This window comes from Streptomyces sp. NBRC 109706 (genome assembly GCF_000974485.1).
In the GTDB taxonomy this organism is placed as follows: domain Bacteria; phylum Actinomycetota; class Actinomycetes; order Streptomycetales; family Streptomycetaceae; genus Streptomyces.
On record NZ_BBOM01000007.1, the window covers coordinates 263,042 to 288,962 of the forward strand.

At 70.9% G+C, this 25,921-nt stretch carries 20 protein-coding genes; 5 read left to right on the plus strand and 15 right to left on the minus strand.

Going from position 1 to position 25,921, the window contains the following annotated elements; all coding sequences use genetic code 11:
* Nucleotides 1–33: 33 nt before the first annotated feature.
* Complete coding sequence (gene dnaE / locus AOM46_RS15420; RefSeq protein WP_062211521.1) at nt 34–3,576, minus strand: DNA polymerase III subunit alpha; 3,543 nt, start codon at nt 3,574–3,576, stop codon at nt 34–36.
* A 342-nt stretch (nt 3,577–3,918) separates the two neighbouring features.
* Between dnaE and AOM46_RS15425 the strand changes: the two genes are divergently transcribed.
* The 3 genes from AOM46_RS15425 (at nt 3,919) to AOM46_RS15435 (ending at nt 7,383) form a co-directional block, all read left to right on the plus strand.
* The gene (locus AOM46_RS15425; RefSeq protein WP_199823977.1) at nt 3,919–4,602 is read left to right on the plus strand and encodes a hypothetical protein; all 684 of its coding nucleotides are present in this window, start codon (nt 3,919–3,921) and stop codon (nt 4,600–4,602) included.
* 87 nt (nt 4,603–4,689) lie between these two features.
* Complete coding sequence (locus tag AOM46_RS15430) at nt 4,690–5,628, plus strand: thioredoxin domain-containing protein (RefSeq protein ID WP_067226244.1); 939 nt, start codon at nt 4,690–4,692, stop codon at nt 5,626–5,628.
* A gap of 96 nt (nt 5,629–5,724) precedes the next feature.
* Nucleotides 5,725–7,383, plus strand: coding sequence for a serine/threonine-protein kinase (locus tag AOM46_RS15435; RefSeq protein ID WP_062211524.1), 1,659 nt, complete (start codon nt 5,725–5,727; stop codon nt 7,381–7,383).
* A 13-nt stretch (nt 7,384–7,396) separates the two neighbouring features.
* On the opposite strand, the gene AOM46_RS15440 is transcribed toward AOM46_RS15435, so the two are convergent.
* Nucleotides 7,397–8,008 carry a dienelactone hydrolase family protein gene (locus AOM46_RS15440; protein WP_062211525.1) on the minus strand — a complete coding sequence of 204 codons (612 nt, stop codon included), beginning with the start codon at nt 8,006–8,008 and terminating at the stop codon, nt 7,397–7,399.
* 11 nt (nt 8,009–8,019) lie between these two features.
* Here AOM46_RS15440 and AOM46_RS15445 point away from each other — a divergent pair, with 11 nt between their 5' ends.
* Nucleotides 8,020–9,153 carry a mechanosensitive ion channel family protein gene (locus AOM46_RS15445; protein WP_234313793.1) on the plus strand — a complete coding sequence of 378 codons (1,134 nt, stop codon included), beginning with the start codon at nt 8,020–8,022 and terminating at the stop codon, nt 9,151–9,153.
* A 638-nt stretch (nt 9,154–9,791) separates the two neighbouring features.
* On the opposite strand, the gene AOM46_RS15450 is transcribed toward AOM46_RS15445, so the two are convergent.
* The 4 genes from AOM46_RS15450 to AOM46_RS36075 are packed head-to-tail and all read right to left on the minus strand — an operon-like array spanning nt 9,792 to nt 13,667.
* Entirely contained in the window at nt 9,792–11,372 is a 1,581-nt protein-coding gene (locus tag AOM46_RS15450) for a Na+/H+ antiporter (protein WP_062211529.1), read from the minus strand.
* An 8-nt stretch (nt 11,373–11,380) separates the two neighbouring features.
* On the minus strand, nt 11,381–12,322 hold the full coding sequence (locus AOM46_RS15455; protein WP_062211531.1) for an RluA family pseudouridine synthase: 942 nt from the start codon (nt 12,320–12,322) through the stop codon (nt 11,381–11,383).
* Nucleotides 12,323–12,347: 25 nt separating this feature from the next.
* Entirely contained in the window at nt 12,348–12,950 is a 603-nt protein-coding gene (gene lspA, locus AOM46_RS15460) for a signal peptidase II (protein WP_062211534.1), read from the minus strand.
* A 42-nt stretch (nt 12,951–12,992) separates the two neighbouring features.
* Complete coding sequence (locus tag AOM46_RS36075; RefSeq protein WP_370592720.1) at nt 12,993–13,667, minus strand: TraR/DksA family transcriptional regulator; 675 nt, start codon at nt 13,665–13,667, stop codon at nt 12,993–12,995.
* Between the two features lie 277 nt (nt 13,668–13,944).
* Between AOM46_RS36075 and ileS the strand changes: the two genes are divergently transcribed.
* Nucleotides 13,945–17,085, plus strand: a complete 3,141-nt coding sequence (gene ileS / locus AOM46_RS15470) for an isoleucine--tRNA ligase (RefSeq protein ID WP_062211540.1) — start codon at nt 13,945–13,947, stop codon at nt 17,083–17,085.
* 106 nt (nt 17,086–17,191) lie between these two features.
* Here ileS and AOM46_RS15475 read toward each other — a convergent pair whose 3' ends face one another.
* From AOM46_RS15475 to ftsW, 9 genes are all read right to left on the minus strand, one after another.
* The gene (locus AOM46_RS15475; RefSeq protein WP_062211543.1) at nt 17,192–18,412 is read right to left on the minus strand and encodes a DivIVA domain-containing protein; all 1,221 of its coding nucleotides are present in this window, start codon (nt 18,410–18,412) and stop codon (nt 17,192–17,194) included.
* 49 nt (nt 18,413–18,461) lie between these two features.
* Complete coding sequence (locus tag AOM46_RS15480; protein WP_062211545.1) at nt 18,462–18,746, minus strand: YggT family protein; 285 nt, start codon at nt 18,744–18,746, stop codon at nt 18,462–18,464.
* A 77-nt stretch (nt 18,747–18,823) separates the two neighbouring features.
* Complete coding sequence (locus AOM46_RS15485) at nt 18,824–19,447, minus strand: cell division protein SepF (RefSeq protein ID WP_062211550.1); 624 nt, start codon at nt 19,445–19,447, stop codon at nt 18,824–18,826.
* A 130-nt stretch (nt 19,448–19,577) separates the two neighbouring features.
* The gene (locus AOM46_RS15490; RefSeq protein WP_062212645.1) at nt 19,578–20,309 is read right to left on the minus strand and encodes a YggS family pyridoxal phosphate-dependent enzyme; all 732 of its coding nucleotides are present in this window, start codon (nt 20,307–20,309) and stop codon (nt 19,578–19,580) included.
* Entirely contained in the window at nt 20,306–21,037 is a 732-nt protein-coding gene (gene pgeF / locus AOM46_RS15495) for a peptidoglycan editing factor PgeF (RefSeq protein WP_067226246.1), read from the minus strand. Before pgeF ends, AOM46_RS15490 begins: the two co-directional genes overlap by 4 nt.
* Nucleotides 21,034–22,278, minus strand: coding sequence for a cell division protein FtsZ (gene ftsZ / locus AOM46_RS15500; protein ID WP_062211556.1), 1,245 nt, complete (start codon nt 22,276–22,278; stop codon nt 21,034–21,036). Before ftsZ ends, pgeF begins: the two co-directional genes overlap by 4 nt.
* A 282-nt stretch (nt 22,279–22,560) precedes the next feature.
* Complete coding sequence (locus AOM46_RS15505; RefSeq protein ID WP_062211558.1) at nt 22,561–23,370, minus strand: cell division protein FtsQ/DivIB; 810 nt, start codon at nt 23,368–23,370, stop codon at nt 22,561–22,563.
* Nucleotides 23,371–23,393: 23 nt separating this feature from the next.
* The gene (murG, locus tag AOM46_RS15510; RefSeq protein ID WP_062211561.1) at nt 23,394–24,485 is read right to left on the minus strand and encodes an undecaprenyldiphospho-muramoylpentapeptide beta-N-acetylglucosaminyltransferase; all 1,092 of its coding nucleotides are present in this window, start codon (nt 24,483–24,485) and stop codon (nt 23,394–23,396) included.
* A gap of 6 nt (nt 24,486–24,491) precedes the next feature.
* Nucleotides 24,492–25,892, minus strand: coding sequence for a putative lipid II flippase FtsW (gene ftsW / locus AOM46_RS15515; RefSeq protein WP_078856849.1), 1,401 nt, complete (start codon nt 25,890–25,892; stop codon nt 24,492–24,494).
* Nucleotides 25,893–25,921 lie beyond the last annotated feature (29 nt).

A 25,921-nucleotide genomic window follows, 5' to 3' on the forward strand; every position in this document is an offset into this window, starting at 1 on the left:
CCGCCATCTTCCGCCCAACAGGCGGACGGTACCTCAGCCGGCCAGGCAGGAGGGCCCGAGCAGCGCCTTCAGATCGCCGAAGAGCGCGGGATCCGCCTGCACCCGGTGCCGGTCGAGGCGGAGCACCGTGGTGGTGCGGCTGCCCTGGAGCCTGACCCGCACCTCGGTGGCGCCCCGGTGCTGGCCCAGCACCTCGCCCAGCCGCTCCACCAGCGGCGGGGTGACCTTGACGGTGGGGATGGTGATGGTGACCGGGGCGTTGGCCGACGCCTCGCTCAGATCCGGCACCATCAGCTCCATCGCGACCAGCCTCGGCACGTCCTCGCGCTTGTCGAGCCGGCCCTTGACGAACACCACGGCGTCCTCGACGAGCTGGGTGGAGACCAGCTGGTAGGAGGCGGGGAAGAACATGCAGTCGATGGATCCGGCCAGATCCTCGACGGTGGCGATGGCCCAGGCGTTCCCCTGCTTGGTCATCTTCCGCTGCAGCCCCGAGATGATGCCGCCGATGGTCACGATCGAGCCGTCCGAGTAATCCCCGCCGGTCAGCGCGGAGATGGCCGCATCGGCTTTCTCGTCCAGCACATGCTCGATACCGAACAACGGATGATCGGAGACATAAAGACCGAGCATTTCCCGTTCCTGGGCCAGCAGATAGGTCTTCTCCCATTCCTCCTCGGAGAAGACCACATCCATGCCGAACCCGGGACCGTCCCGCTCCTCCTCGGCTTCGCCCATGCCGCCGAAGAGGTCGAACTGGCCCTCGGCCTCCTTGCGCTTGACCTGCACCACATTGTCGATCATCGACTCGAAGTGCTGGGTGAGCCCCTTGCGGGTGTGCTGCAGCGCGTCGAAGGCGCCCGCCTTGATCAGGGACTCCACCGTCCGCTTGTTGCAGACCACGGCTTCCACCTTGTCCAGGAAGTCCGGAAAAGAGCTGTACTTTCCCTTGGACTTCCGGGTGGCCACCACAGAATCCACCACGTTCTGCCCGACGTTGCGCACGGCGGTGAGGCCGAAGACGATCACATCGTCACCCCGAGGGGTGAAGTGCGCCTCGGACTCATTGACATCCGGCGGCAGCACCCGGATGCCCATCCGGCGGCACTCGTTGAGATAGACCGCGGACTTGTCCTTGTCGTCCCGCACCGAGGTGAGCACGGCGGCCATGTACTCGGCCGGATAGTTGGCCTTGAGATAGGCCGTCCAGTAGGTGACCAGGCCGTACGCCGAGGAGTGCGCCTTGTTGAACGCGTAGCCGGAGAACGGCACCAGCACGTCCCACACGGACTGGATCGCCTCGTCGGAGTACCCGTTCTCCCGCATGCCGCTCTGGAAGGGGACGAACTCCTTGTCCAGGATCTCCTTCTTCTTCTTGCCCATGGCCCGGCGGAGCAGGTCCGCCTGTCCGAGCGAGTAGCCGGCGAGCACCTGCGCGGCCTTCTGCACCTGCTCCTGGTAGACGATCAGGCCGTAGGTGACGTCCAGCACCTCGCGCAGCGGCTCCTCCAGCTCCTTGTGGATCGGGGTGATCTCCTGCTGGCCGTTCTTCCGCAGCGCGTAGTTGATATGCGAGTTCATGCCCATCGGCCCCGGGCGGTACAGGGCACCGACGGCGGAGATGTCCTCGAAGTCGGTCGGCTTCATCATCCGCAGCAGCGAACGCATCGGACCGCCGTCGAACTGGAAGACGCCCAGGGTGTCGCCCCTGCCCAGGAGTTCGAAGGTCTTGGGGTCGTCCAGCGTGAGGTCGAGCAGCTTGATCTCGACGCCCTTGTTCTGCTTGATGAGCTTGACCGCGTCATCCATGATCGTCAGGTTGCGCAGGCCCAGGAAGTCCATCTTCAGCAGGCCCAGCGACTCACAGGTCGGATAGTCCCACTGGGTGACGACCACACCGTCGTTCTTCGGCGCGAACAGCGGGACATGGTCGACCAGCCGTTCGCTGGACATGATCACGCCGGCGGCGTGCATGCCCATCTGCCGGACCAGGCCCTCAAGGCCCTTGGCGGTGTCGATGACCTTCTTGACGTCCGCCTCGTTCTCGTACATCGACCTGACCTCGCCCGCCTCGCTGTAGCGGGGGTGGTCCTTGTCGGTGATGCCGGAGAGCGGGATGCCCTTGCCCAGCACGTCGGCCGGCATCGCCTTGGTGATCCGGTCGCCCATCGCGTACGGATAGCCCAGCACCCGGGAGGCGTCCTTGATGGCGGCCTTCGCCTTGATCGTGCCGTAGGTGCCGATCATCGAGACCTTGTCGGCCCCGTACTTCTCGGTGACATAGCGGATCACCTCACCGCGCCGACGCTCGTCGAAGTCGATGTCGACATCGGGCATCGAGACGCGCTCGGGGTTGAGGAACCGCTCGAAGATCAGGCCGTGTTCCAGCGGGTCGAGGTCGGTGATGCCCATGGCGTAGGAGACCAGCGAGCCGGCCGCCGAGCCCCGTCCGGGGCCCACGGCGATGCCCTGCTCCTTGGCCCACATGATGAAGTCGGCGACCACCAGGAAGTAGCCGGGGAACCCCATCTGGATGATGACGCCCATCTCGTACTCGGCCTGCCGCTCCCGGTCCTCCGGCACCCCGCCCGGGTAGCGGCGGGCCATGCCGCGCTTGACCTCCTCCTGGAACCAGGTCACCTCGGTGTAGCCCTCGGGCACATCGAACTTGGGCATCAGGTCCCGGGACTCGAACCAGCCGGTGATGTCGACCTGTTCGGCGACCAGCCGGGTGTTGGCGCAGCCCTCCTGCCAGGCGTCCGAGGAGTCGATCGCATACATCTCGGCGGGCGACTTCAGGTAGTAACCGGACCCGTCGAAACGGAACCGGTCGGGATCGGAGAGGTTCTTGCCGGTCTGGACGCAGAGCAGCGCGTCATGCGCGTCCGACTCATGGGCGTAGGTGTAGTGCGAGTCGTTGGTGACCAGCGGCGGGATGCCCACCTCCTTGCCGATCCGCAGCAGGTCCTCGCGCACCCGGCTCTCGATCGACAGGCCGTGGTCCATCAGCTCCAGGAAGTACCGCCCCTTGCCGAAGATCTCCTGGCACTCGCCCGCCGCCCTGCGCGCCTCCTCGTACTGCCCCAGCCGCAGCCTGGTCTGCACCTCGCCCGAGGGGCAGCCGGTGGAGGCGATCAGGCCCTCCGAGTACTGCGAGATCGTCTCCCGGTCCATCCGGGGCCATTTCACGAAGTAGCCCTCGGTGTAGGCGTCCGAGGAGAGCCGGAAGAGGTTGTGCAGACCGGTGGCGTTGGCCGCCCAGATGGTCTTGTGGGTGTAACCGCCGGAGCCGGAGACATCGTCCCGTTTCTGGTGCGGCTGGCCCCACTGCACCCGCCGCTTGTGTCGCCGCGACTCCGGCGCCACATAGGCCTCGATGCCGATGATCGGCGTGATGTCGGCGGCCCTGGCCTGCTGGAAGAAGTCGTACGCGCCATGCAGGTTGCCGTGGTCGGTCACGGCGATATGCGACATGCCCATCTCCTGGCAGGCCCGGAACATGTCCTTGAGCCGCGCCGCACCGTCCAGCAGCGAGTACTGGGTGTGAACGTGCAGGTGGGTGAAGGGCTGGGTCACTCCACGGGCCTTCCGCAGCAGGGGCAGGGTCGAAGGGGCGGACCGCGCCACGAGAGGGCGCCCGCCAGGACACCGACCCTACCTCTGGTCCCACGGCTTGCCCCCGCCCTCCCCCGCTCCAACCGCCCGGGTGTTTCCGCAGGTCACACTAGGTGCATCGGGTAACTCCCGAGGTCAGCCACGGTCCCCGGATCCGGCTCCGAACCGACTGAAAACCACCGCGGAACCCACGGCGGAACCCACCGACGACGCCGCCGGACACCGACGGCCACCACATCCCCACGTTCCGGGTTCGTACCGGCCCGTACCCTCTCCCCGGTCGCTCGTGGCACACTCGGCTCGATGGGTGACTCCACTTCCGGTATACGTGTGCTGCGCGCGGCGGTCTTCGCCGCGCTCTGTGTCACGCTCTCCGCCGGCGCCCATGTGCTGCTCTCCGGCCAACCTCTGCCGGTCCCGGCCGTGATCATGGTCACGCTGGGCGTGTTCGTCCTCGCCTGGACCCTCGCCGGCGAACGGGAACGTGGCTTCGCCGCCATCGCCGCCCTGCTGATCCCGCTGCAACTGGCGGCCGACGCCGTCTTCACCGTCGGCCAGAACGCCTGTTACGGGCCGGGATCGGGAGCCCCCGTCGGTCCGCTGCGGCTCTTCGGCGTCGATCTGATCTGCGCAGGGGGCGACTTCGGCACCCCGCTGGCCCGGCTGGTCGCCGGCCAGGAACCGCTGGCCGAGCCGGCCGGCCACGCCGCAGGACCGTGGCTGCTGCTGGCCGCGCATATCGCCGTCGGCCTGATCGCCGCCGGCTGGCTGCGCGGCGGGGAGCGCGCGGTCGCCAGGCTGCTGCGCGCGGCCGGCGCCGCGACCTTCCGCCCGCTGCTGATCGCCGTCGCCGCGCACCGGGTGACCGTGGACGAGCCGGCGGCCCCCGCGGCCGTCCGCCGTCAGCCGGCCCGGCCGACCAGCCCGCCGCTGACCCACTCGGTGCTCCGTCGCGGGCCGCCGATCCCGGCCCCCGGCCTGTCCTGAGCGGACCGGCCCCGCCCGATCGTTTCGGCACCATCCCCGTGGGACGGCCGCCCCAGGCCCCCACCCAGACACGGAGACCAACACCCCATGAGCAAGCGCAACTCCCAAGAGGCCAAGCGCGCCGCGCGTGAGCGGCTCCTCGCCGAGCGCCAGAAGCAGAAGAAGAAGGACAAGGTCCGTCGGCAACTGACCGTCGCCGGATCGGTGGTGGCCATTCTCGCGATAGCCGCCGGCATAGGCGTGGCCGTCGCCAACATGGACAGCAGCAGCGGCGAGGACACCACCGACTGGGGCGCGGTCCGCAGCCAGCTGGACGACGACGGGTCGGGCGAGGCCGAGGAGGGCAAGGTCGAGTACCCGACCGACGCGCCCGCCAACGCCAGCGGCGAGGACGGCCTCACCGTGCTGATCGGCGACCCGGACGCGGTCAACACCATCACCCTCTACGAGGACCCCCGCTGCCCGTCCTGCGCCAACTTCGAGCAGGGCGTGGGCGAGACCATCCACGAGGACATCGAGGAGGGTCTCTACAACGTCGAGTTCGTCTTCGGCACCTTCCTGGACGACCGCCTCGGCGGCAGCGGCTCCCGCAACGCGGTCGCCGCGCTGGGCGCCGCGCTCGATGTGAGCCCCGAGGCGTTCCAGGGCCTCCACCAGCAGCTGTACATGGCGGAGAACCACCCGAGCGAGCAGACCGACGAGTTCGGCGACGACGCCCGGCTGATCGAGCTGGCGCAGAACGTGCCGGACCTGAAGGGCAACGCCGACTTCGAGGCGGCCGTCAACGACAGCACCTTCGCCGCCTGGGCCCTGCAGATGTCGGACAAGTTCCAGGCCGACCCCGAGGTGGAGGGCACCCCGACCATCAAGGTCAACGGCACCGTCGTGGAGGCGCCCCGCACCCCCGAGGCATGGGACGCGATGCTGGCCACCACGCTGGTCGAGGGCGAGCCCGACGCGGAGGCCGACGCGGACGCGGACGCCGACGCCGAGGAGGGGGCGGACACCGAGGAGGAGACCGAGTAGCCGAGGCGCGGCCACCGGACGAACCCCGGCACCGCCGACGGGCGGGCGAACCACCCCTGGTCGCCCGCCCGTTGGCGTGCCATACCCTTGGGCCCCATGGCAGGGGCGGAACGCGGACAGATCGTGGACGGTCGCTTCGAGCTGCTGCGGCGGCTCGGCCGCGGCGGGATGGGCACCGTCTGGTGCGCGAGGGATCTGGCGCTGCACCGCGAGGTCGCGCTCAAGGAGGTCCGCCCGCCCGAGGGCGCCGAACACGTTCCGCCGCCCGAGGTGCTCAGGGAGCGGGTGCTGCGCGAGGCACGCGCCCTGGCCCGGCTCAACCACCCCCAGGTGGTCAGGATCTACCACATCGTGGACGTGGCGCCGCACCCCTGGCTGGTGATGGAGATGCTCCCCGGCCAGACCCTGCACGCCCGCGCCCGACGCGGCCCGGTGCCGGTGGCCGACGCCGTCCGCTGGGGGCGCGACATCCTGGCCGCGCTCCGCGCCGCACACGCCGCCGGCATCCACCACCGGGACGTCAAACCCGCCAACGTGCTGCTGCGCGAGGACGATTCGGCCGTCCTGACCGACTTCGGCATCGCCGCCGTCGCCGACACCACATCGCTCACCGCGACCGGCGGGGTGATCGGCTCCCCCGAGTTCCTGGCGCCCGAACGCGTCAGGAGCGCGCCCGACCACCCGTCGGCCGACTTCTGGTCGCTGGGCATCACGCTCTATGTGCTGACCGAGGGCCACAGCCCGCTGCGCCGCGCGGACACCCTCACCACGCTGACCGCCGTGCTGGAGGACCCGATACCCCCGCCGGTCCGCTCGGGCCCGCTCGCCGGGGTGCTCCGCGCGCTGCTCGACCGGGACCCGGCGGCCCGCCCCGACGCCGCCACGCTGGACGCGATGCTGCTGGAGGCCGCCCGCCTCGCCGGCGCCCCGATGGCCCCTGCCCCCACCCCCACACCCGCGGCTCCCGCCACCCAGCCCGACATCCCCTGGTCACCACCCCCGCCCGCCACCCCACCACCGTCGCCGCCGACGCCGACGCCCGCCGCCACCCCGCAGGCCCCAGCGACCACGGCCGACCAGCGGCCCGCCGCCGCCCGCAGGCGCGGCCCGCTGATCGTGGCGCTGATCGCCGCCGCGCTGGTGATCGCCCTCCTGACCACCTGGCTGCTGCTGCCCGACGACGATCCCTCGCCCCGAGCCGATGGCGGCACCCCGACCGCGCCGCCGGCCGAGCCGGACAAGGACGAGCCCGAGCCCGAACCGGAGACCCCCGAGCCGCCGCCCTCCCCCATCGAGTCCGAGACCGACCCCGAACCCGAGCCGGATCCCGACCCGGAACCGTCCGAGCAGGAGCAGGACCCGGAGCCCGATCCCGAGCCGGAACCGTCCGAGGATCCCGCCCCCGACCCGGACCCCGAGCCCACCCGGCCGACGGGCCGCTGGGTGACCCAGCTGTTCTCCGAACCGGTCAGCACCGGCACCGCCACCCGCGACCAACGGCTCGCCGCCGTCCGCGCCGACGCGCCCGAGGCGCAGGTGCTGCGCAGCGACGACTACGCCTCGCTCAACCCGGGGTACTGGGTGATCTACTCACCGGGCCCCTTCGCCGACGGCCACCAGGCGATCGGCCGATGCGCCGAGCTGGGCCTCACCACCCGCAACGCGTGCGTCGGCCGCTACCTCAGCCAGGACCCGGCGGACATCGCCCTGATCTGCGCCCCCGACGGCAGCGGCGGCTGCGTCAAGGAGGACTGACCGCGCCCGGGCCTCAGGCCAGCTCCCGCAGAAACGCCAGCGCGGTCCGCCAGGTCGCGTCCGCCGCCCCGGCGTCGAAGTCCGGCGTCCCCGGGTCGGTGTAGAGATGGCCCGCGCCGCGATAGCGGAACACCTCCACATCGGCGCCGGTGCGCCGCATCCGCAGATACCAGGCGCTCACCCAGTCGTGCGGCTCGAACGGATCGGGGTCCGCCACATGCAGCTGCACCGGCAGATCGTCGGCGACCGCGTCCTCCGCGATATCGGCCGTCCCGTGCAGCAGCAACAGCCCACGCGCCTTGGCGTCGCCGAGCGCCACCGTCTGCGCCAGCGAACCGCCCATCGAGAAGCCGGCGTAGACCAGGCCACCGTCCGAATGCGGCGCGGTGGCCGCGATGGCCCGCCGCAGCAGCTCGTCCCGCCCGATCTCCTCCTTGATCTCCATCCCGGCCTCGACCGTCTCGGCCGTTCGACCGTCGAACAGATCGGGCGTCCACACCTGATGGCCGGCGGCACGCAGCCGCTGGGCCGCTTCACGCACGGCCGGCCTGAGGCCGTACGCGGAGTGGAAGAGCATGACATCGGTCACGGTCTGAGGTCGCCTTCCTGGGGCTGCGGTACTCATGGAACAGACACATGGAACGGAAGGGCCCCATCCTGCCAGTTAGCCTTGCGGGCGACGACCTGGCCACCTGCCGACCCGAGGAGCTGACACAGGACATGGATGACGTGTTGCGACCGCTGCTGGTCATCAGCGGCACCATCACGCTCACCCTGCTCATAGGCTGGCTGATCGACCGCATGCTGCGGATGGCCGACGCCAGGGACAGCGACACCCGCATCTGGGGCCTGCTGCGCCGCTGCCAGCTGCCGCTCCAGGTGCTGCTCGCCTCCGCGGCCATGCAGATCACCTATGACGTGTTCGATCTGGAGCTGCGCCGCAACGACGTGCTGCACAGCGTGCTGGCCACGGTCACCATCGCGTCGGCGGCCTGGCTGGCCATCCGGGCGGCGGGCGCGTTCGCCGAGAACGTCCTCTCCCGCTACGCGGCCCGCACCGACGACGAGGCGAGGGTGCGCCAGTTCCACACCCAGCTGGCGATGCTCCGCCGGGTGGTCACCTCGATCCTGGCGGTGGTCGCGGCGGCGGTGGCCATCCTGCTGGTCTTCCCCAGCCTGCGGGCCCTGGGCACCTCGATGCTGGCCTCGGCCGGCGTCATCGGCATCATCGCCGGTGTCGCCGCGCAGTCCATGCTGGGCAATCTGTTCGCCGGGTTGCAGGTGGCCTTCGGCGACTCCGTCAAGATCGGCGACACGGTCGTCGTCGAGGGCGAATGGGGCACGGTGGAGGAGATCTCGCTGGCCTTCCTCACCATCCGCATCTGGGACGACCGCCGGCTGACCATGCCGGTCTCCTACTTCAACAGCCGCCCCTACGAGAACTGGTCACGCGGCGGCCCCGAGATCACCGGCACCGTCTTCCTCCAGCTGGACCACAGCACGCCCATCCCCGAACTGCGCAAGCACCTCCAGCGGTTCCTGCTCGGCCGGAAGGACTGGGACGGCCGCACCTGGAGCCTGGTGATCACGGACACCACCGCCTCGACGATCGAGGTCCGCGCCGCGATGTCCGCGCGCGACGCGGGCGACGTCTGGACGTTGCGCTGCGCCGTCCGCGAGGAACTGATCGCCTGGCTCAGGGACAACCACCCCTACGCCCTCCCCCACATCGCCACCACCCCGGCGGCCCCCCGCCCCACCACCCCTTAGCCCTCCCCGGCACCCGGCAACACCACTGCCCGGCACGCCACGACGCCGGCTTCCACAAGCACCGACCCCACAAACGAACCGGCCCCCGGCCGAGGCCGGGGTGCCCCCATGGGTCACCTCCCAGCCGTCGGACGGGGAAACCGTCCAAGAGCCAGGACCGCGCCGGCCAGCGAGACCACAGCGCCCACCCCACCAAGCGGCCGACAGCCGACACCCCCCCTCCGCCCAAGCCCACTTGAGGACCAGCCGAGCCGAACCATCCACCGCGCCAGGCCGTCCGCCGGACTACAGGCCCCCGACAGCCCCACCGAATCGGGGCAATCCCAAAACACCCCCCACAGCCAGCCGCAGGCCACCGCGCCCCCGCCACGAGACTCCCCGACGAGCGGGCCACCCACCGCAGCCACAACAGCCAACCGCCAAAAGCCAGAAGCCCAGCCGCAGGCGACCACACACAGCCGGCCGCAGGCCACCGCGCCCCGGCCACGTGACTCCCCGACGAGCGGGCCACCCACCGCACGCACACCACCCCGACCGCCCAAGGCCAGAAGCGCCGGCCGCAGGCCACCGCGCCCCGGCCACGTGACTGCCCGAGGAGTGGGCCACCCGCTGTAACCACAACGGCTGACCGCCGGAGGCTAGAGGCTGCGGCGATCCAGGCCGTTGAGGACGCGGTCGACGACCTCGGGGTCGGTGCCCGGCTCGGTGCGGGCGCTCAGCACCGCCCTGCGGGCGGCGGAGAGCAGTTCGTCGTGCAGGCGTTGCATCTCCCGCACCCGCTCGGCCCGTTGGGTGACGTGCTCGCGCCGGTCCTCCTCGGCCACCCTCGGGGAGATCCGCAGCCCGATGTCGTAGGCCCGGCGCAGCAGCGCCTCGGCGACGTCCTCGGGGAGGTCCCGTTCGGCGGTGATCTCCCGCAGTCGGGCCTTCGCGGCCTTCGCCGCGCGCACCGCGAGATCGTGCTCCAGGGTCTCCTCCTCGCTGGTGTCCCCGCGCACGCCGAGGCGGGTGGCCAGCCAGGGCAGGCTGATGCCCTGGATCAGCAGGGTGCCGAGGACCACGGCGAAGGCGATGAAGATGATGGCCTCGCGTTCCGGGAACGCCCCGCCGTCGTCCACCGTGAGCGGCACGGCCAGCGCCAGCGCGACGGAGGCCAGGCCGCGCATCCCCGACCACCACATGATGACGGTCTCCCGCCAGCTGAGCGGGATGTCCTCGACATCGCCCCGGTGGTGCAGCCGTTTGGCGAGCCAGGCCGCCGGCAGCAGCCAGAGCAGCCGGACGACGACCACGCACACCAGCACCAGACCGGCGGCCGGGAGCAGTTCGCCCCAGCGGCCGGTGGCGGCGCTCAGCACCTCGTTCAGTTCCAGGCCGATCAGGCCGAAGGCGACGCCGGTGACCAGGAGGTCTATCACGCCCCAGAAGCTCTGGCCGGTGAGCCGGCCGGCGACGTCGTCCGGGTCGGCCGCCCGTTCGCCCAGGTAGAGCGCGGAGACCAGGACGGCGAGCACGCCCGAGCCGTGCAGCTCCTCCGCCAGGATGTAGGCGGCGAACGGCGCGAGCAGGGTCAGCCCGGTGCGCAGGCTGGCGTCGCCGAGCAGCGCCAGCACCCGGGTGGTCACCCAGCCGAGGACCAGGCCGAGCAGGATGGCGACCACGGCGGAGAGCACCAGCTCGCCGCCGGCGCCGAGCGCGGAGAAGGAGCCGGTCACGGCGGCGGCGATGGCCACGTGGTAGAGCGTGATGGCGGTGACGTCGTTGAAAAGGCCCTCGCCCTCCAGGATCGACACCATCCGTCGGGGCAGGCCCAGTTTCCCGGCTACCGCGGTGGCGGCCACCGGGTCGGGCGGCGCCACCAGCGCGCCCAGCGCGATGGCCGGCGCCAGCGGCATGCCGGGCACCACGGACTGGGCGACCACCGCCACCGCGGCCGTGGTGACGAAGACCAGGGCCACCGCGAGCAGCAGGATGGGCCGGATGTTGGCGGCGAACTGCCGCCAGGAGGTGCGTTGCACGGCCGCGTAGAGCACCGGCGGCAGCACCAGCGGGAGGATGTACTCGGGTGGGATCTGCACCCGGGGGACCACCGGCAGCACCGCCAGCAGTCCACCGAAGACGGTCATCAGCACGGGCGGGGGCACGCTCAACCGCTCCGCCAGCGGCACCAGCACGACGGCGCCGAGGAGAAGGGCGAGGAGCAGGGTCAGCTGGTCCACGCCTCTTCCTACGCGCTCTCGGCCCGCAAAGTGTCCAGGGCGTGCCGCAGATCGTCCGGATAGTCGCTGACGAACTCCACCCAGCCGCCGTCCGCCGGGTGCTCGAAGCCGAGGCGCACCGCGTGCAGCCACTGCCGGGTCAGGCCCAGGCGCTTGGCGATGGTGGGGTCGGCGCCATAGGTGAGATCGCCGACGCAGGGGTGCCGGTGGGCGGCCATGTGCACCCGGATCTGGTGGGTGCGGCCGGTCTCCAGCTTGATGTCCAGCAGGCTGGCCGAACGGAACGCCTCGACCAGGTCGTAGTGGGTCACGGCGTGCTTGCCGTCGGCGACGACGGCCCATTTGTAGTCGGCCGTCGGATGCCGGCCGATGGGGGCGTCGATGGTGCCGCTGAGCGGGTCGGGGTGGCCCTGGGCGACGGCGTGGTAGCGCTTGTCCACGACCCGCTCCCTGAACTGCCGCTTCAGATCGCTGTAGGCGCGCTCGGACTTGGCGACCGCCATCAGCCCCGAGGTGCCCACGTCGAGGCGGTGCACGATGCCCTGGCGTTCGGCCGCTCCCGAGGTGGCGACGCGGAAGCCGGCGGCGGCCAGGCCGCCGATGACGGTGGGCCCCTTCCAGCCGGGACTGGGGTGAGCGGCCACGCCGACGGGCTTGCTGACGACGACGATGTCCTCGTCGTCGTGGACGATGGCCATGCCGGGGACCGGCTCGGCGACCACGCGCACCGGGGCCGGCGGCGCGGGCATCTCCACCTCCAGCCAGGAACCCCCGGTCACCCGCTCGGACTTGCCGACCTCGGCACCGTCCAGCCTGACCTTCCCCGCGGCGGCCAGCTCGGCCGCCTTGGTGCGGGAGAAACCCAGCATTCTGGCGAGGGCCGCGTCGACCCGCTCCCCCTCCAGTCCGTCCGGTACGGGCAGGGTTCGGGTTTCGGGAAGGGTGCTCACCCGATCGAGTATGCCCGAAACGGGGTCAGTCCCGGTGCACGGTGCCGTCGGGGTCCAGGCCCCGGAAGGAGAGGATGACGATCAGAATGCCGCCACAGACGACCGCGGAATCGGCCAGATTGAACACCGCGAAGTGCTTGGGGGCGATGAAGTCGACCACATGCCCCTCGAAGACGCCCGGGGAACGCAGCATCCGGTCGGTGAGGTTGCCCAGCGCGCCGCCGAGCAGCAGGCCGAGGGCGACCGCCCAGGGGGCGCTGTACAGCTTGCGGGCCAGCCGGATGATCACCACGATGACGGTGGCGGCGACACAGGTGAAGACGACGGTGTACGCCTCGCCGATCCCGAAGGCGGCGCCCGAGTTGCGCACCGCGTCGAACCGCAGCCACTCCCCGAAGACCTCGACGGTGCGGTTGGGGTTGGGGTTCTCCAGATACTCGACGGTCCAGATCTTGGTGACCAGATCGAGTAGATAGGCGACCACGGCGACGCCGGCCAGCACCCCCACCCGCCGCCTGCCCCGGGGAGCGGCGGGCTTCTCACCGTCGTCCGGCACAACGCCTCCGGGTTCGTCGGAAAGTTTCTCCGGCTCGTCGGGTGTCTCGATGGTTCGCTCCGCCTCGGTCACGGAACGAGGGTACGACACGGTCGTGCGAGCGTCGGAAACCCGTCAGAAACGGCGCTCCTGTCGTTGCTTGCAGTCGACGCAGAGCGTCGCACGGGGGAAGACCTGCATCCTGGCCTTGCCGATGGGGCTGCCGCAGTTCTCGCAGAGGCCGTAGGTGCCGGCCTCGATGCGGCGGAGGGCACGTTCGGTCTGGTAGAGCATCTCGCGGTTGTTGGTGGCCAGCGCCATCTCGTGCTCGCGGGTGGCGTTCTTGGAGCCGGTGTCGGCCTGGTCGTCGCCGGCGCCGTCGCCCGAGTCCCGCATCAGTCCGGTCAGCGCCTCCTCGGCGGCGCTGATCTCCTCGCGGAGCCGGTCCGCCTCGGCGGTCAGGCCGGCGCGGGCCTCGGCCACCTCCTCCGGGGTCCAGGGGTCCTCGCCCGCCCGGACGGCGAGATCGCCGGGGGGCGCCGGGGCCATGGTGCCCGTCGGCTGTGTCCCGGCGTCCGGCTCTTCCGTACTGCTCTTCTTGGTTGCCACCTTCTTGGCTCCTGTCTGCCGGGGGCCCAGCGTCCAGGACGCATCCCCGTCACATAGTGTGATCTTGCTGGCACAGCGTGACCGGAACGATAAGTCGACCACGGCGTGCGGCGACGGGGGCACGCCGTTCCGCATCACCGTTGTGCCCCGCCCGGCCCTCCGGATAACCGGGTCGGCGGCGCTCCTTCGGGGCCCGTACACTGGGCGACAGCGAAAGGCGCGGATGGGGACGAGTAGCGTCGTCGAGCGGCCAGGAGCGACCCGGGGACGGTGCGAGCCCGGGGGTCAGCGCGGCGCGAAGATCACCCCGGAGCCGCCGGCGGAAAGCCCGGACCCGGGCGAGTAGATCCGGCATCGCGGCCAACGAGAGGGTCGAGGCGAGCCATCGTCCGGCCAAGGAGGGTGGTACCGCGGGAGCGATGACGCTCTCGTCCCTCCGGACGGAGAACGCAGTGTGTCCCGCCGGAGGACGATCTCGATGACGCAGTACCGCCCTGTACCACCCCAGGTGGAGTTGCCAGCGCTCGAACACGAGGTGCTCGACCTCTGGGAGCGGGACAAGACCTTCGCCCGCAGCCTGGAGCAGTCCGAGGGGCGCCCCGAGTGGGTGTTCTACGAGGGGCCGCCCACCGCCAACGGCCGACCCGGCACCCATCACATCGAGGCCCGGGTCTTCAAGGACGTCTTCCCCCGCTACCGGACGATGCGGGGCTTCCATGTCACCCGCAAGGCCGGCTGGGACTGCCACGGCCTGCCGGTCGAGCTGGCCGTGGAGAAGGAGCTGGGCTTCACCGGCAAGCAGGACATCGAGGCGTACGGCATCGCGGAGTTCAACGCCCGCTGCCGCGAGTCGGTGACCCGCCACACCGACGTCTTCCAGGAGCTCACCACCCGCATGGGGTACTGGGTGGACCTGCCGGGTGCCTACCGCACCATGGACCCCCAGTACATCGAGTCGGTGTGGTGGTCGCTCAAGCAGATCTTCGAGAAGGGGCTGCTGGTCCAGGACCACCGGGTGGCGCCCTGGTGCCCGCGCTGTGAGACGGGCCTCTCGGACCACGAGCTGGCCCAGGGCTACGAGACGGTCGTCGACCCCTCCGTCTTCGTCCGCCTCCCGCTCACCTCGGGCCCGCTGGCCGGCGGGGCGTCGCTGCTGGTGTGGACCACCACGCCGTGGACGCTGGTCTCCAACACGGCCGTCGCCGCGCACCCCGAGGTGACCTATGTGGTGGCGACGGACGGCCGGGAGCGGCTGGTGGTCGCCGAGGCGCTGGTCGGCAAGGCGCTCGGCGAGGGCTGGGAGCCGACCGGCGAGTCCTTCAGCGGCGCCGAGATGGAGCGCTGGGCCTACCAACGCCCGTTCGAGCTGCTGGACTTCGGCGGCGCCGAGGCGCACTACGTGGTGACGGCCGACTATGTCACCACCGAGGACGGCACGGGCCTGGTGCACCAGTCCCCGGCCTTCGGCGAGGACGACCTGCGCACCTGCCGCCGCTACGGCCTTCCGGTGCTCAACCCGGTCCGCTCCGACGGGACCTTCGAGGAGGGTCTTGACCTGGTCGGCGGCGCGTTCTTCAAGAAGGCCGACGAGGCGCTGACCGCCGATCTGGCGGCGCGCGGCCTGCTCTTCGCGCACGTGGCGTACGAGCACAGCTATCCGCACTGCTGGCGCTGCCACACCCCGCTGCTCTACTACGCACAGCCGTCCTGGTACATCCGCACCACCCGGATCAGGGAGCAGCTGCTGCGCGAGAACGAGCGCACCAACTGGTATCCGGAGTCGGTCAAGCACGGTCGCTACGGCGACTGGCTCAGCAACAACGTGGACTGGGCGCTCTCCCGCAACCGCTACTGGGGCACCCCGCTGCCCATCTGGACCTGCCCGGACGGCCATCTCACCTGCGTGGGGTCGCTCGCCGAGCTGACCGAGCTGACCGGCGCCGACCAGTCGGGGCTCGATCCGCACCGGCCGTTCGTCGACGCGATCACCTTCGACTGCCGGCACGAGGGCTGCGGGCAGACGGCGCGGCGGGTGCCGGAGGTGATCGACGGCTGGTACGACTCCGGCGCGATGCCGTTCGCGCAGTGGGGGTATCCGTACCACAACCGCGAGCAGTTCGACCGGCACTACCCGGCGCAGTACATCTCCGAGGGCATCGACCAGACGCGTGGCTGGTTCTACACGCTGATGGCCGTCGGCACCCTGGTCTTCGACCGGTCGCCCTACGAGTCGGTGGTCTGCCTGGGGCTGATCCTGGCCGAGGACGGCCGGAAGATGTCCAAGCACCTGGGCAACATCCTGGAGCCCATCCCGCTGATGGAACGGCACGGCGCGGACGCGGTGCGCTGGTTCATGGCGGCCGGCGGCTCCCCGTGGGCCGCGCGCCGGGTGGGGCACGGCACCATCCAGGAGGTGGTGCGCAAGACGCTGCTCACCTACTGGAACACGGTCGCCTTCCAGGCCCTCTACGCCCGCACCGCAGGCTGGTCGCCGAGCCCCGGCGATCCGCTGCCGGCGGACCGGCCGTTGCTGGACCGTTGGGTGCTCAGCGAGTTGAACGCGCTGGTCAAGATGGTCACCGAGGCCATGGAGAACTTCGACACCCAGCGCACGGGCAAGCTGATCTCCACCTTTGTCGACGATCTCTCCAACTGGTACGTGCGCCGCTCCCGGCGCCGCTTCTGGCAGGCGGACCCGGCGGCGCTGCGCACCCTGCACGAGGTGCTGGAGACGGTCACCCGGCTGATGGCCCCGCTGGTCCCGTTCATCACCGAACGCGTCTGGCAGGACCTGGTGGTCCCGGTCACCCCGGGGGCGGCCGATTCGGTGCATCTGACGTCCTGGCCGGAGGCGGACCTCTCGCTGGTCGACCCCGACCTCTCCAGCGACATGCTGCTGGTGCGCAGGCTGGTGGAGCTGGGTCGGGCCACCCGCGCCGAATCGGGCGTGAAGACCCGGCAGCCGCTGTCCCGCGCGCTGGTCGCGGCCCAGGGCTTCGAACTGCTCGGCGACGATCTGCGGGAGCAGATCGCCGAGGAGCTGAACGTGGTCGCCCTCGGCGGCCTGGCCGAGATGGGCGGTTCGCTCGTCGACACCTCGGCCAAGGCCAACTTCCGTGCGCTGGGCCGTCGGTTCGGCAAGGGCACCCAGCCGGTCGCCAAGGCCATCGCCGAGGCCGACGCCGCCAAGCTCTCCGCCGCCCTGCGCGCCGGTTCTGCCACCGTGGAGGTGAACGGGGAGACGGTGGCGTTGACGCCGGAAGAGGTGATCATCACGGAGACCCCGCGCGAGGGCTGGTCGGTGGCGTCCGACACCGGCGCCACGGTGGCGCTTGATCTGGAGGTCACCCCCGAGCTGCGGCGGGCCGGTCTGGCGCGGGATGTGATCCGGCTCGTCCAGGAGGCGCGCAAGAACAGCGGTCTTGAGGTCGCCGACCGGATCGCGGTGCGCTGGCAGGCCGAGGACCAGGAGCTGGCGCGGGCGCTGGTCGACCATCAGGCGCTGATCAGCAGCGAGGTGCTGGCGCCCGACTTCGCCGAGGGCCAGGGGGACGACACGTTCCTCGCCCCGTTCGGCGACGAGGCGTTGGGCGCCACCTTCCGGCTGCGTCGGGTCTGACCGCGCGGACCACAAAGGACCGTGAAGGACCACAAAGGGGCGGGGCCCGGACTGGAAAGTCCGGGCCCCGCCCCTTTACCGCTGCTACCGCCGGCGTGCTCCGCCGTCAGTTGTCGTCCTCGTCGATCAGGAAGCCACGCATCGGCGACGGCGCCTGCTGCATCGGCTGCGGGCCCTGCGGCCTGACCGGAGCCATCGGCTGGGTCATCGCCGGGGACATCTGCTGCTGACCGCCGTAGGACGGGGGACCGCCGGGGCCACCGGGGCCGCCGTGCGAACCGTGTCCACCGCCGTGCGACGCCATCTGGTTCCCGCCGAGCGACTGGTGCCCGCCGAGGGTGCCGTTGCCGGGACCGCCCGTCGGCGCACCCGCCGAGGCCAACGAGGGCTGCGGGGACGGCGGCAGGGAGGGCGCGGGAGCGGCGGGCGAGCGCGGCGGCGCGAGCGAATCGTCCGACTGGCTCTCCAACTGGCGCAGCTGGCTCTCCAGATACGACTTCAGCCGGGTGCGGTACTCGCGCTCGAAGCCGCGCAGGTCCTCGACCTTGCGCTCCAGCGTCGCGCGGGCCGACTCCAACGAGCCCATCGCCACGCGGTGCTTCTCCTGCGCGTCCCGCTCCAGCGCGTCGGCCTTGGCGCGGGCGTCCCGCTCCAGGCCCTCGGCCCGGCTACGCGCCTCGCCGACGATCTTGTTGGCCTCGGAACGGGCCTCCGCGATCGCCTGGTCGGCGGTCTGCTGGGCCAACGACAGCACGCGCGCGGCGCTTTCGTTGCCACCGCTCGGCTGGGGCATCTGTCCCGGGCCGCCGGGGCCGCCCATCGGACCGTGCCCGCCCATCGGGCCCGGACCACCGGGGCCACCCATCGGCCCTGGGCCGCCCATGGGGACCGGGGCGCCCGGGTGTTGCTGCTGACCCGGGCCGCCGGGGCCGCCCATCGGGCCCGGACCACCCATCGGACCCGGACCACCGGGGCCACCCATCGGGCCTGGGCCGCCCATGGGCCCGGGGCCACCGGGACCGGCCGGCAACTGCGGCGGACCGCCCATCTGCTGGGGCTGCTGCGGCTGTGGCGGTCCCGATATGGCCGGCATCGGCCCGCCGGGCCGCTCCTGCGGCTCGGGTTTCCGCATGTTCTGTTGGTTCTGTGCGGCGGCTCGCGTGGCCGCGGCCAACTTGGCGCGCAGATCCTCGTTCTCGCGCAGCAGCCGGGTCAGCTCCGCCTCGACCTCGTCGAGGAAGGCATCGACCTCGTCCTCGTCGTAGCCTTCTCGCAGACGGACGGTTGTGAACTGCTTGTTCCGCACGTCCTCGGGGCTCAGCGGCATCTCTTCACCTCAGCATTGTTCGTCGGCATATCGGCAAGACCGTACTGGTTCACAGGCTGGCCACGACGTTGATCAGGATGTAGACGATGATCATCAACACGAAGAAGGACAGATCAAGCGCCACACCCCCGAAGCGCAGCGGAGGGATGACCTTCCGCAGCGTCTTCAGTGGCGGATCCGTGACAGTGTAGGTGGCTTCCAGGGCGACAATCATGGGCTTGCCGGGATGCCATGAGCGCGCGAACATCTGCACCCAGTCCATCACCAAGCGGAAGAGCAGCAGCGCCAGGAAGCAGTACAAGGCGATCAACAGCACTTGTTGAACGATGCCCATCCCGCTGGTACCTCTCCCCTGGTCCATGCCCGGCCGGTCGGCCGGGGCACAACTCTGCTCTTCCGAAGCGCCTGCTGTCAGCTCTGGTTGAAGAACCCGCCCTCAGCGATACGGGCCTTGTCCTCCGCCGTTACATCGACGTTAGCAGGCGACAGCAGGAACACCTTCTGTGTCACCCGCTCGATGCTGCCATGCAGACCGAAGACGAGACCAGCCGCAAAATCGACAAGTCGCTTCGCGTCGGTGTCGTCCATCTCGGTCAGGTTCATGATCACCGGGGTACCCTCGCGGAAGTGTTCCCCGATGGTACGGGCCTCGTTGTAGGTCCTGGGGTGGAGTGTCGTGATCCGGTACGGCTCCCGCTCGGACACGACCTTGGGCATGATCACCGGCGCGCTCTTCTCCACGTTCTGGCGTTCTGGTGTGATGGAAGACACGGGAGCGATCCTCCCGGGCCGTCTGCTGTCCGTCAGCACGGGAGCGGGTGTCGGCTCCGTCTCCCGCTGCGCCGGTGGGTGCATCACCCGCGCCGGCTCCTCCGCGCGCTCCCTGGCGGGTGGTTCGTGCGTCGGTTGACGCCGATTCCGCTCCGGCTCCGGCTCGGGTTCGAACTCGTCATCGGGGCCGTACCCCGGTCGGTCGTAGCCGTCGTCCTCCACGAGGCCGAGGTAGACCGCCATCTTGCGCATCGCGCCAGCCATCGCTGCGTCCTCCGCTCTGTGGTGGATCGGCTTCGGCCAATTGGGCCGGGGAGATCCACATTAATCCGCAATCCGCCCGAATTGATCGGGAATGACCATATTTTCGACTGTGGCCCCTCGTTTGGCGACGTTACCCGAGGGTGGGTCGGACACCGAGCACCGCGCTGCCGACGCGTACGTGTGTCGCTCCCGCGCCGATCGCCTCCTCCAGATCGGCGCTCATACCGGCAGAGACCATGGTGGCAGCAGGAGCCGTCAAGCGCAGGTCCCTGGAGATTTCTATCAGCCGAGCAAAGGCCGCCGAAGGGGAGTTGGCGTACCGACCGCTCAGCGGAGCCACCGTCATCAGCCCGGCCAGGCGCAGCCCCGGCGCCTCGGCGACGGCCGCCGCCAACGCGCCGACCTCGTCGGGGGCGGCGCCGCCGCGCCCCTCGCCCAACCCGGAATCCTTTTCCAAAGCCACCTGAATCAGACAGTTCAGCGAGGGGCGGGAGCGGCGCCCCACCGCCGCCGAGAGGGCGTTGACCACCTTTAGCCGGTCGATGGAATGCACATAATCCGCATACTCGACGACCGAACGCGCCTTATTTGTCTGCAACTGCCCCACAAAGTGCCAACTCAGCGTGAGATCGGCGCAGGCGGCCGCTTTTTCCGCCGCCTCCTGGTCACGGTTCTCGGCGAATTCCCGCACCCCGAGACCGGCGAGCAGCCTGACGTCCTCGGCCGGATAGGTCTTGCTCACCACCACCAGGGTCACCTCGGACCGCGCGCGCCCCGCGGCCGCACACGCACGGGTGATGCGCTGCTCCACATGGGCGAGATTGGTGGCCAACTCCGCCTCGCGCGCCCCCGAATCCGTCATCGCGCCACCCACACATAGCTGGCCTGGCGTCCCGTGGTTGACGCGCGGCGGTAGGAGAAGTGGTCGGCGGACTCCCGGGTGCAGACCGGGGAGTTCGCGATATCGGTCACGCCCACCTCCGCCAGCTGCCGGCCGACCCCCGCCGGGATGTCGATGGCCGGCGTGCCCCAGCCGGTGGTCGCGCCGCTGCCGGGGACCGACTCCTCGGCCCGACGCCGCAGCTCCTCGGGAACCTCGTAGCAACGGCCGCAGATGGCCGGCCCGGTGCGGGCCACGATGCGCTCGGGGCGCGCGCCCAGCGCGAGCATCGCCTTGACCGTCGCCGGAACCACCCCGGCCAGCAGCCCCGGGCGCCCGGCGTGCGCCGCGCCGGCGACGCCGGCGACCGGATCGGCCAGCAGCACGGGCGTGCAGTCGGCGGTCAGAACGGCGAGCGCCACCCCCCGGCGGGCGGTGACCAGACCGTCGACCTCGGGCAACGGCCCCTCGGGCGCCGACTCGTCGACGACCGCCACCTCTCCCCCGTGGACCTGGCGCATCCATCGCACATCGGTCGGCGCGAGACCCAGCGCGTGGGCGGCGCGCTCCCGGTTGACGGTGACCGCGGCGGGATCGTCCCCCACCGCGTCGCCCAAGTTCGCGGTGGCATACGGAGCGGCGCTCACCCCGCCTCGAACATCGGTGAAGGCGTAGTGCGCGCCGCTCGCGGGGCTCTGTCGGGTTATCACTTCAGGAAGTCGGGCACATCGAGCTCTTCGACCTGACCACCCTCGTAGGGGCGGGCCGAGGGAACCTGCGGAGGGGTCTTCGCCTGGTCGCGGGTGGACTCGACGGACGGCTCGTGCCCCGCGTCGCTCTCCCGGTCGGCCAGCGAGGCCGGCTCCCGCCCGGACAGGGTGCCCAGGCTGCCGAACGAGGGGCGCTCGGGCTCCGGCTCGACCGCGCGCTCGGCGCCGAGCCCGGCGGACTCGTCCTTGCCGCCGTACGCGCCGAGCCCCTTGTCGCGGTTGCGGGACGGCGGCTGGCCACCGTCGAAGCCGGCGGCGATCACGGTGACCCGCACCTCGTCGCCCAGCGCGTCGTCGATCACCGCGCCGAAGATGATGTTGGCCTCGGGATGCGCCGCCTCGCTGACCAGTTGGGCCGCCTCGTTGATCTCGAAGAGACCGAGGTCCGAACCGCCGGAGATGGAGAGCAGCACGCCCCTGGCGCCGTCGATGGAGGCTTCGAGCAGCGGGGACGAGATCGCCATCTCGGCCGCCGCCACCGCGCGGTCGTCCCCGCGCGCGGAACCGATCCCCATCAGCGCCGAACCGGCCTCGGACATAACGGACTTGACGTCGGCGAAGTCGAGGTTGATCAGGCCCGGGGTGGTGATCAGGTCCGTGATGCCCTGCACACCGGAGAGCAGCACCTGGTCCGCCGACTTGAAGGCGTCGAGGACGCTCACCTGACGGTCGGAAATGGACAGCAAACGGTCGTTGGGGATGACGATCAGCGTGTCGACCTCGTCGCGGAGGCTGGCGATGCCGTCCTCCGCCTGGTTGGCACGACGGCGGCCCTCGAAGGTGAACGGACGGGTGACCACGCCGATGGTCAGCGCGCCAAGCGAGCGCGCGATGTTCGCCACGACCGGAGCGCCGCCGGTGCCGGTGCCGCCGCCCTCGCCCGCGGTGACGAAGACCATGTCGGCCCCCTTGAGGACCTCCTCGATCTCCTCGCGGTGGTCCTCGGCAGCCTTGCGTCCCACCTCGGGGTTGGCGCCGGCGCCCAACCCCCTGGTCAGCTCGCGCCCGACGTCCAGCTTGACGTCGGCGTCGCTCATCAGCAGCGCCTGAGCATCGGTGTTGATCGCGATGAACTCGACGCCCTTGAGACCGACCTCGATCATCCGGTTGATGGCGTTGACGCCACCGCCGCCGATACCGACGACCTTGATGACTGCGAGGTAGTTCTGCGGTGCTGCCACGTCGAAGGCCTCTCGCCTCGATTTACGTGTCGCCGCTCCGCGTGAAGCCGCAGCGCGCCGACTGATGCCGATGGGACGGATGGATAAGCCGCCCCGAACCCTATCGCTCAAGTTTAGGGTTACCTGTGCTTGCCGTTCCTTGGATTCCTAGGAACGGACACTAAGTCGATAAGTGGTGCGCGTTCAACGAACACGCCGAACCTCCCGTTTTTCTTTTCACCCTATGTGATCACGCCGCCGGTCAGTCAACCAGGGTGTGGTCGGCGCCGATGTGGCACCCGGTCAACCACCCGCCACAGCGGGCACGCTGGGGGCCTGGACGTCGAAGTGCCGGGCGTCTCCCGCCACGTTGAAGACGGCCTCCAGCGCCGTCGCCTTGGCCTCGGAGTCCTCGGCGCTGCCCCAGCGCACGGTGCGGTCGCCGGACAACTCCAGGGTGATGGAGTCATAGGAGGCGACCCGCAGCACCTCGAGGTCCGAGCGGACCGACTCGGGCAACGCGGGCAGCACCGAGGCGGCCTCGGCCCTGATCCGGTCCTCGCCGAACCGACGCCAGCTCGGGCTGTCACCCACCTCAAGCTCCAGCAGCGGCACCCCGGACAGCGCCTCGGCGTTCTCCGCGAACGCGACGCCTTCGTCGTCCACTTCGGCGAAGCCGTCGTCCGTGGGCTGCTGGAGGACGGCCTCGCGTTCGACCACCTTGAGCGAGACGCCGTCCGGCCAGGCCCGCACCACCCGCACCGTGTCGAGACGGGGCAGGGCGGCCAGCAGCCGCTCGCTGACGGCCCCCTTGTCCAGCGAGGCCATCGGGGAGCCCACCGGGACCGCCGCGGCGGTGAGGATCTGTTCCTCGGTCAACTCCCTCGGTCCCTCCGTCCAGTTCACCGAGACCCGCTCGACGCGCAGCCAGTCGGAGCCGAACAGCGCCCAGGTGCCGAAGCCGCCGAGGCCGAGCAGCAGCGCGCCGCCGAGCAGCAGCACCCAGGGCTTCGGCAGCCAGCGGGGACGGCGCCCCGTGGGATCCGCCGGGGGCGGACCGGACTCCGACTGACGGCGGTCGCCGCCGCGTTCGGCGGTGGTTACTCCGGCCACGCTCCCCAACTCCCTCTCCCTCGCTACGCCTTGCGCGCCGCGATCGCCTCGCGCACCATGCCGACCAGCAGATCATCCGCGTCCCGGCGCCCGAACTCGGCGGCGGCGTTGGACATCGCCATCAGCCGGCCCGGGTCGGTGAGCACCGGGAGCACGTTGTCCCGCACCCACTCCGGGGTCAGCTCGGCGTCGTCGATCAGCAGGCCGCCACCGGCCTTGACCACCGGCTGGGCGTTGAGCCGCTGCTCGCCGTTGCCCACCGGCAGCGGCACATAGGCCGCCGGGAGGCCGACCGCCGACAGCTCGGCGACCGTCATCGCGCCGGCCCGACAGAGCATCATGTCGGCCGCCGCGTAGGCGAGATCCATCCGGTCCACGTAGGAGAGCGGGATATAGGGCGGCATGCCCGGCATGGTGTCCAGCTGCGGCAGCTCGTTCTTCGGGCCGACCGCGTGCAGCACCTGCACCCCGGAACGCTGCAGCACCGGCACCGCCGAGGCGATCACCTCGTTCAGCCGGCGGGCGCCCTGCGAGCCGCCGGAGACCAGCAGGGTCGGCAGGTTGGCGTCCAGGCCGAAATAGGAACGGGCCTGCTGCCGCATCGCGGCGCGCTGCAGCGTGGCGATGGAACGGCGCAGCGGGATGCCCAGATAGCGGGCGTGCCGCAGCTTGCTGTCGGGTGTGGAGACGGCGACGAACTTGGTGTAGCGGGCGCCGATGCGGTTGGCGAGCCCGGGACGGGCGTTGGCCTCGTGCACGACGATCGGCACCCGTTGCCGCTTGGCCGCCAGATAGCCGGGCAGCGCCACATAGCCGCCGAAGCCGACCACGCAGTCCGCCTTGGTGCGTTCGATGATCTCCTCGGCCGCCTTGATGGTGCCCCGCAACCGGCCGGGGACGGTGATCAGTTCGGGGGTGGGTTTACGGGGCAGCGGCACGGCGGGGATCAGCCCCAACTCGTATCCCCGCTCGGGCACCAGACGGGTCTCCAGGCCGCGCTCCGTGCCCAGCGCCGTGATGCCCACCGTCGGATCATGTCTGCGCAGGGCGTCCGCGAGGGCGAGCGCGGGCTCGATGTGGCCGGCGGTCCCTCCGCCAGCGAGGACTACATGCACCGATTTTCACCGCTCTCCGGACGGCGCCGACTTCACGCGCCGTCTCATCGTCTTTCTTCTCAGCCCGGGTCCCCGCATGGCCAGTGCGGCCCTGGCCGCCGGCTCGCCGCGCGCGAAGGCGATCAGCAGTCCGACGGCGAACATGGTGGGCAGCAGGGCGGAGCCCCCGTAGGAGAACAGCGGCAGGGGTACACCGGCGATGGGCAGCAGTCCCAGCACCGCACCGATGTTGATCACGGTCTGGGTCATCAGCCACGCGGTCACCCCTCCCGCGGCATACCTCACGAAGGGGTCCTCCGTGCGTCCGGCCACGCGGATACCCGCATAGCCTAGAGCCGCGAAGAGGCCGAGGACGGACAGCGTGCCCGCAAGGCCGAGCTCCTCCCCGGTGATGGCGAAGATGAAGTCCGTGTGGGGCTCGGGCAGTTCGCCCCATTTCTCCACACTGGCGCCGAGCCCCGAGCCGAACCAGCCGCCCGACGCCAGCGCGTAGATGCCGTGCACCGCCTGCCAACAGCGGTCGTTGGGGCCCGGATCGGTGGCGCCGAGACAGGCCAGCCGGTCCATCCGGTGCGGCGCGGTGGCCATGAAGAGCGTGAACAGCACGGCGGCCACCAGCAGGACGCCGACGAAGAGCCGGGTCGGGGCGCCGGCCAGCCACAGCAGCGCGAACAGCACGGCCACCAGGATCATCACGGTGCCCATGTCGCCGCCGACCATCACCAGGCCGAAGACGAGCAACGCGCCGGGCAGCAGCGGGATCAGCAGATGCCGCCACTGGGTCAGCAGCCCGCGTTCGCCCTTGCGGGCCAGCAGGTCGGCGCCCCACAGCAGCAGCCCGAGCTTGGCGAACTCGCTGGGCTGCAGCTGGAACGATCCGCCAACGGCGATCCAGCTGGTGGAGCCGTTGACCTCGACACCGATCCCGGGCACCTGGACCAGCACCAACAGCAGTACGGCGAAGGCCAGGAACGGGTAGGTGAGCGCGCGCAGCAGCCGGACCGGGATCCGGGAGGCGACCAGCAGCAGCACGCCGCCGAGCAGCGCGGCGAGCAGCTGTTTGCGGAAGTAGAAGGTGGCCGGGTGCTGGTAGCGCAGCGCCTGGATCTGCGAGGCGGAGAAGACCATCACCAGGCCGAGCAGGGTGATCAGCAGGGCGGTGCCCAGGATCACGTAATAGGCCGTCAGCGGGCGGTCCCAGGCCTGTCGGAGCCGCTCCAGGAAGCGCGGCCGGCGCGGGGGGCGCGGCGCCGGCGTGCGCCGGGCCTGGCGCCGGGGCGCGGGGCGCGACGGGCGCGTGCGCTGGGCGCCGCGCCCGGCCCGGCCGGCCGGCGCTCCGGCGCGGGCCAGGGCGCCGACGGCGCCGGGGCCGAGGACGTGTGCCGTCGCGGCCGGCGGCCACCTCATGTCGTCCCCTCCTCGGGCCCGCGACGGCG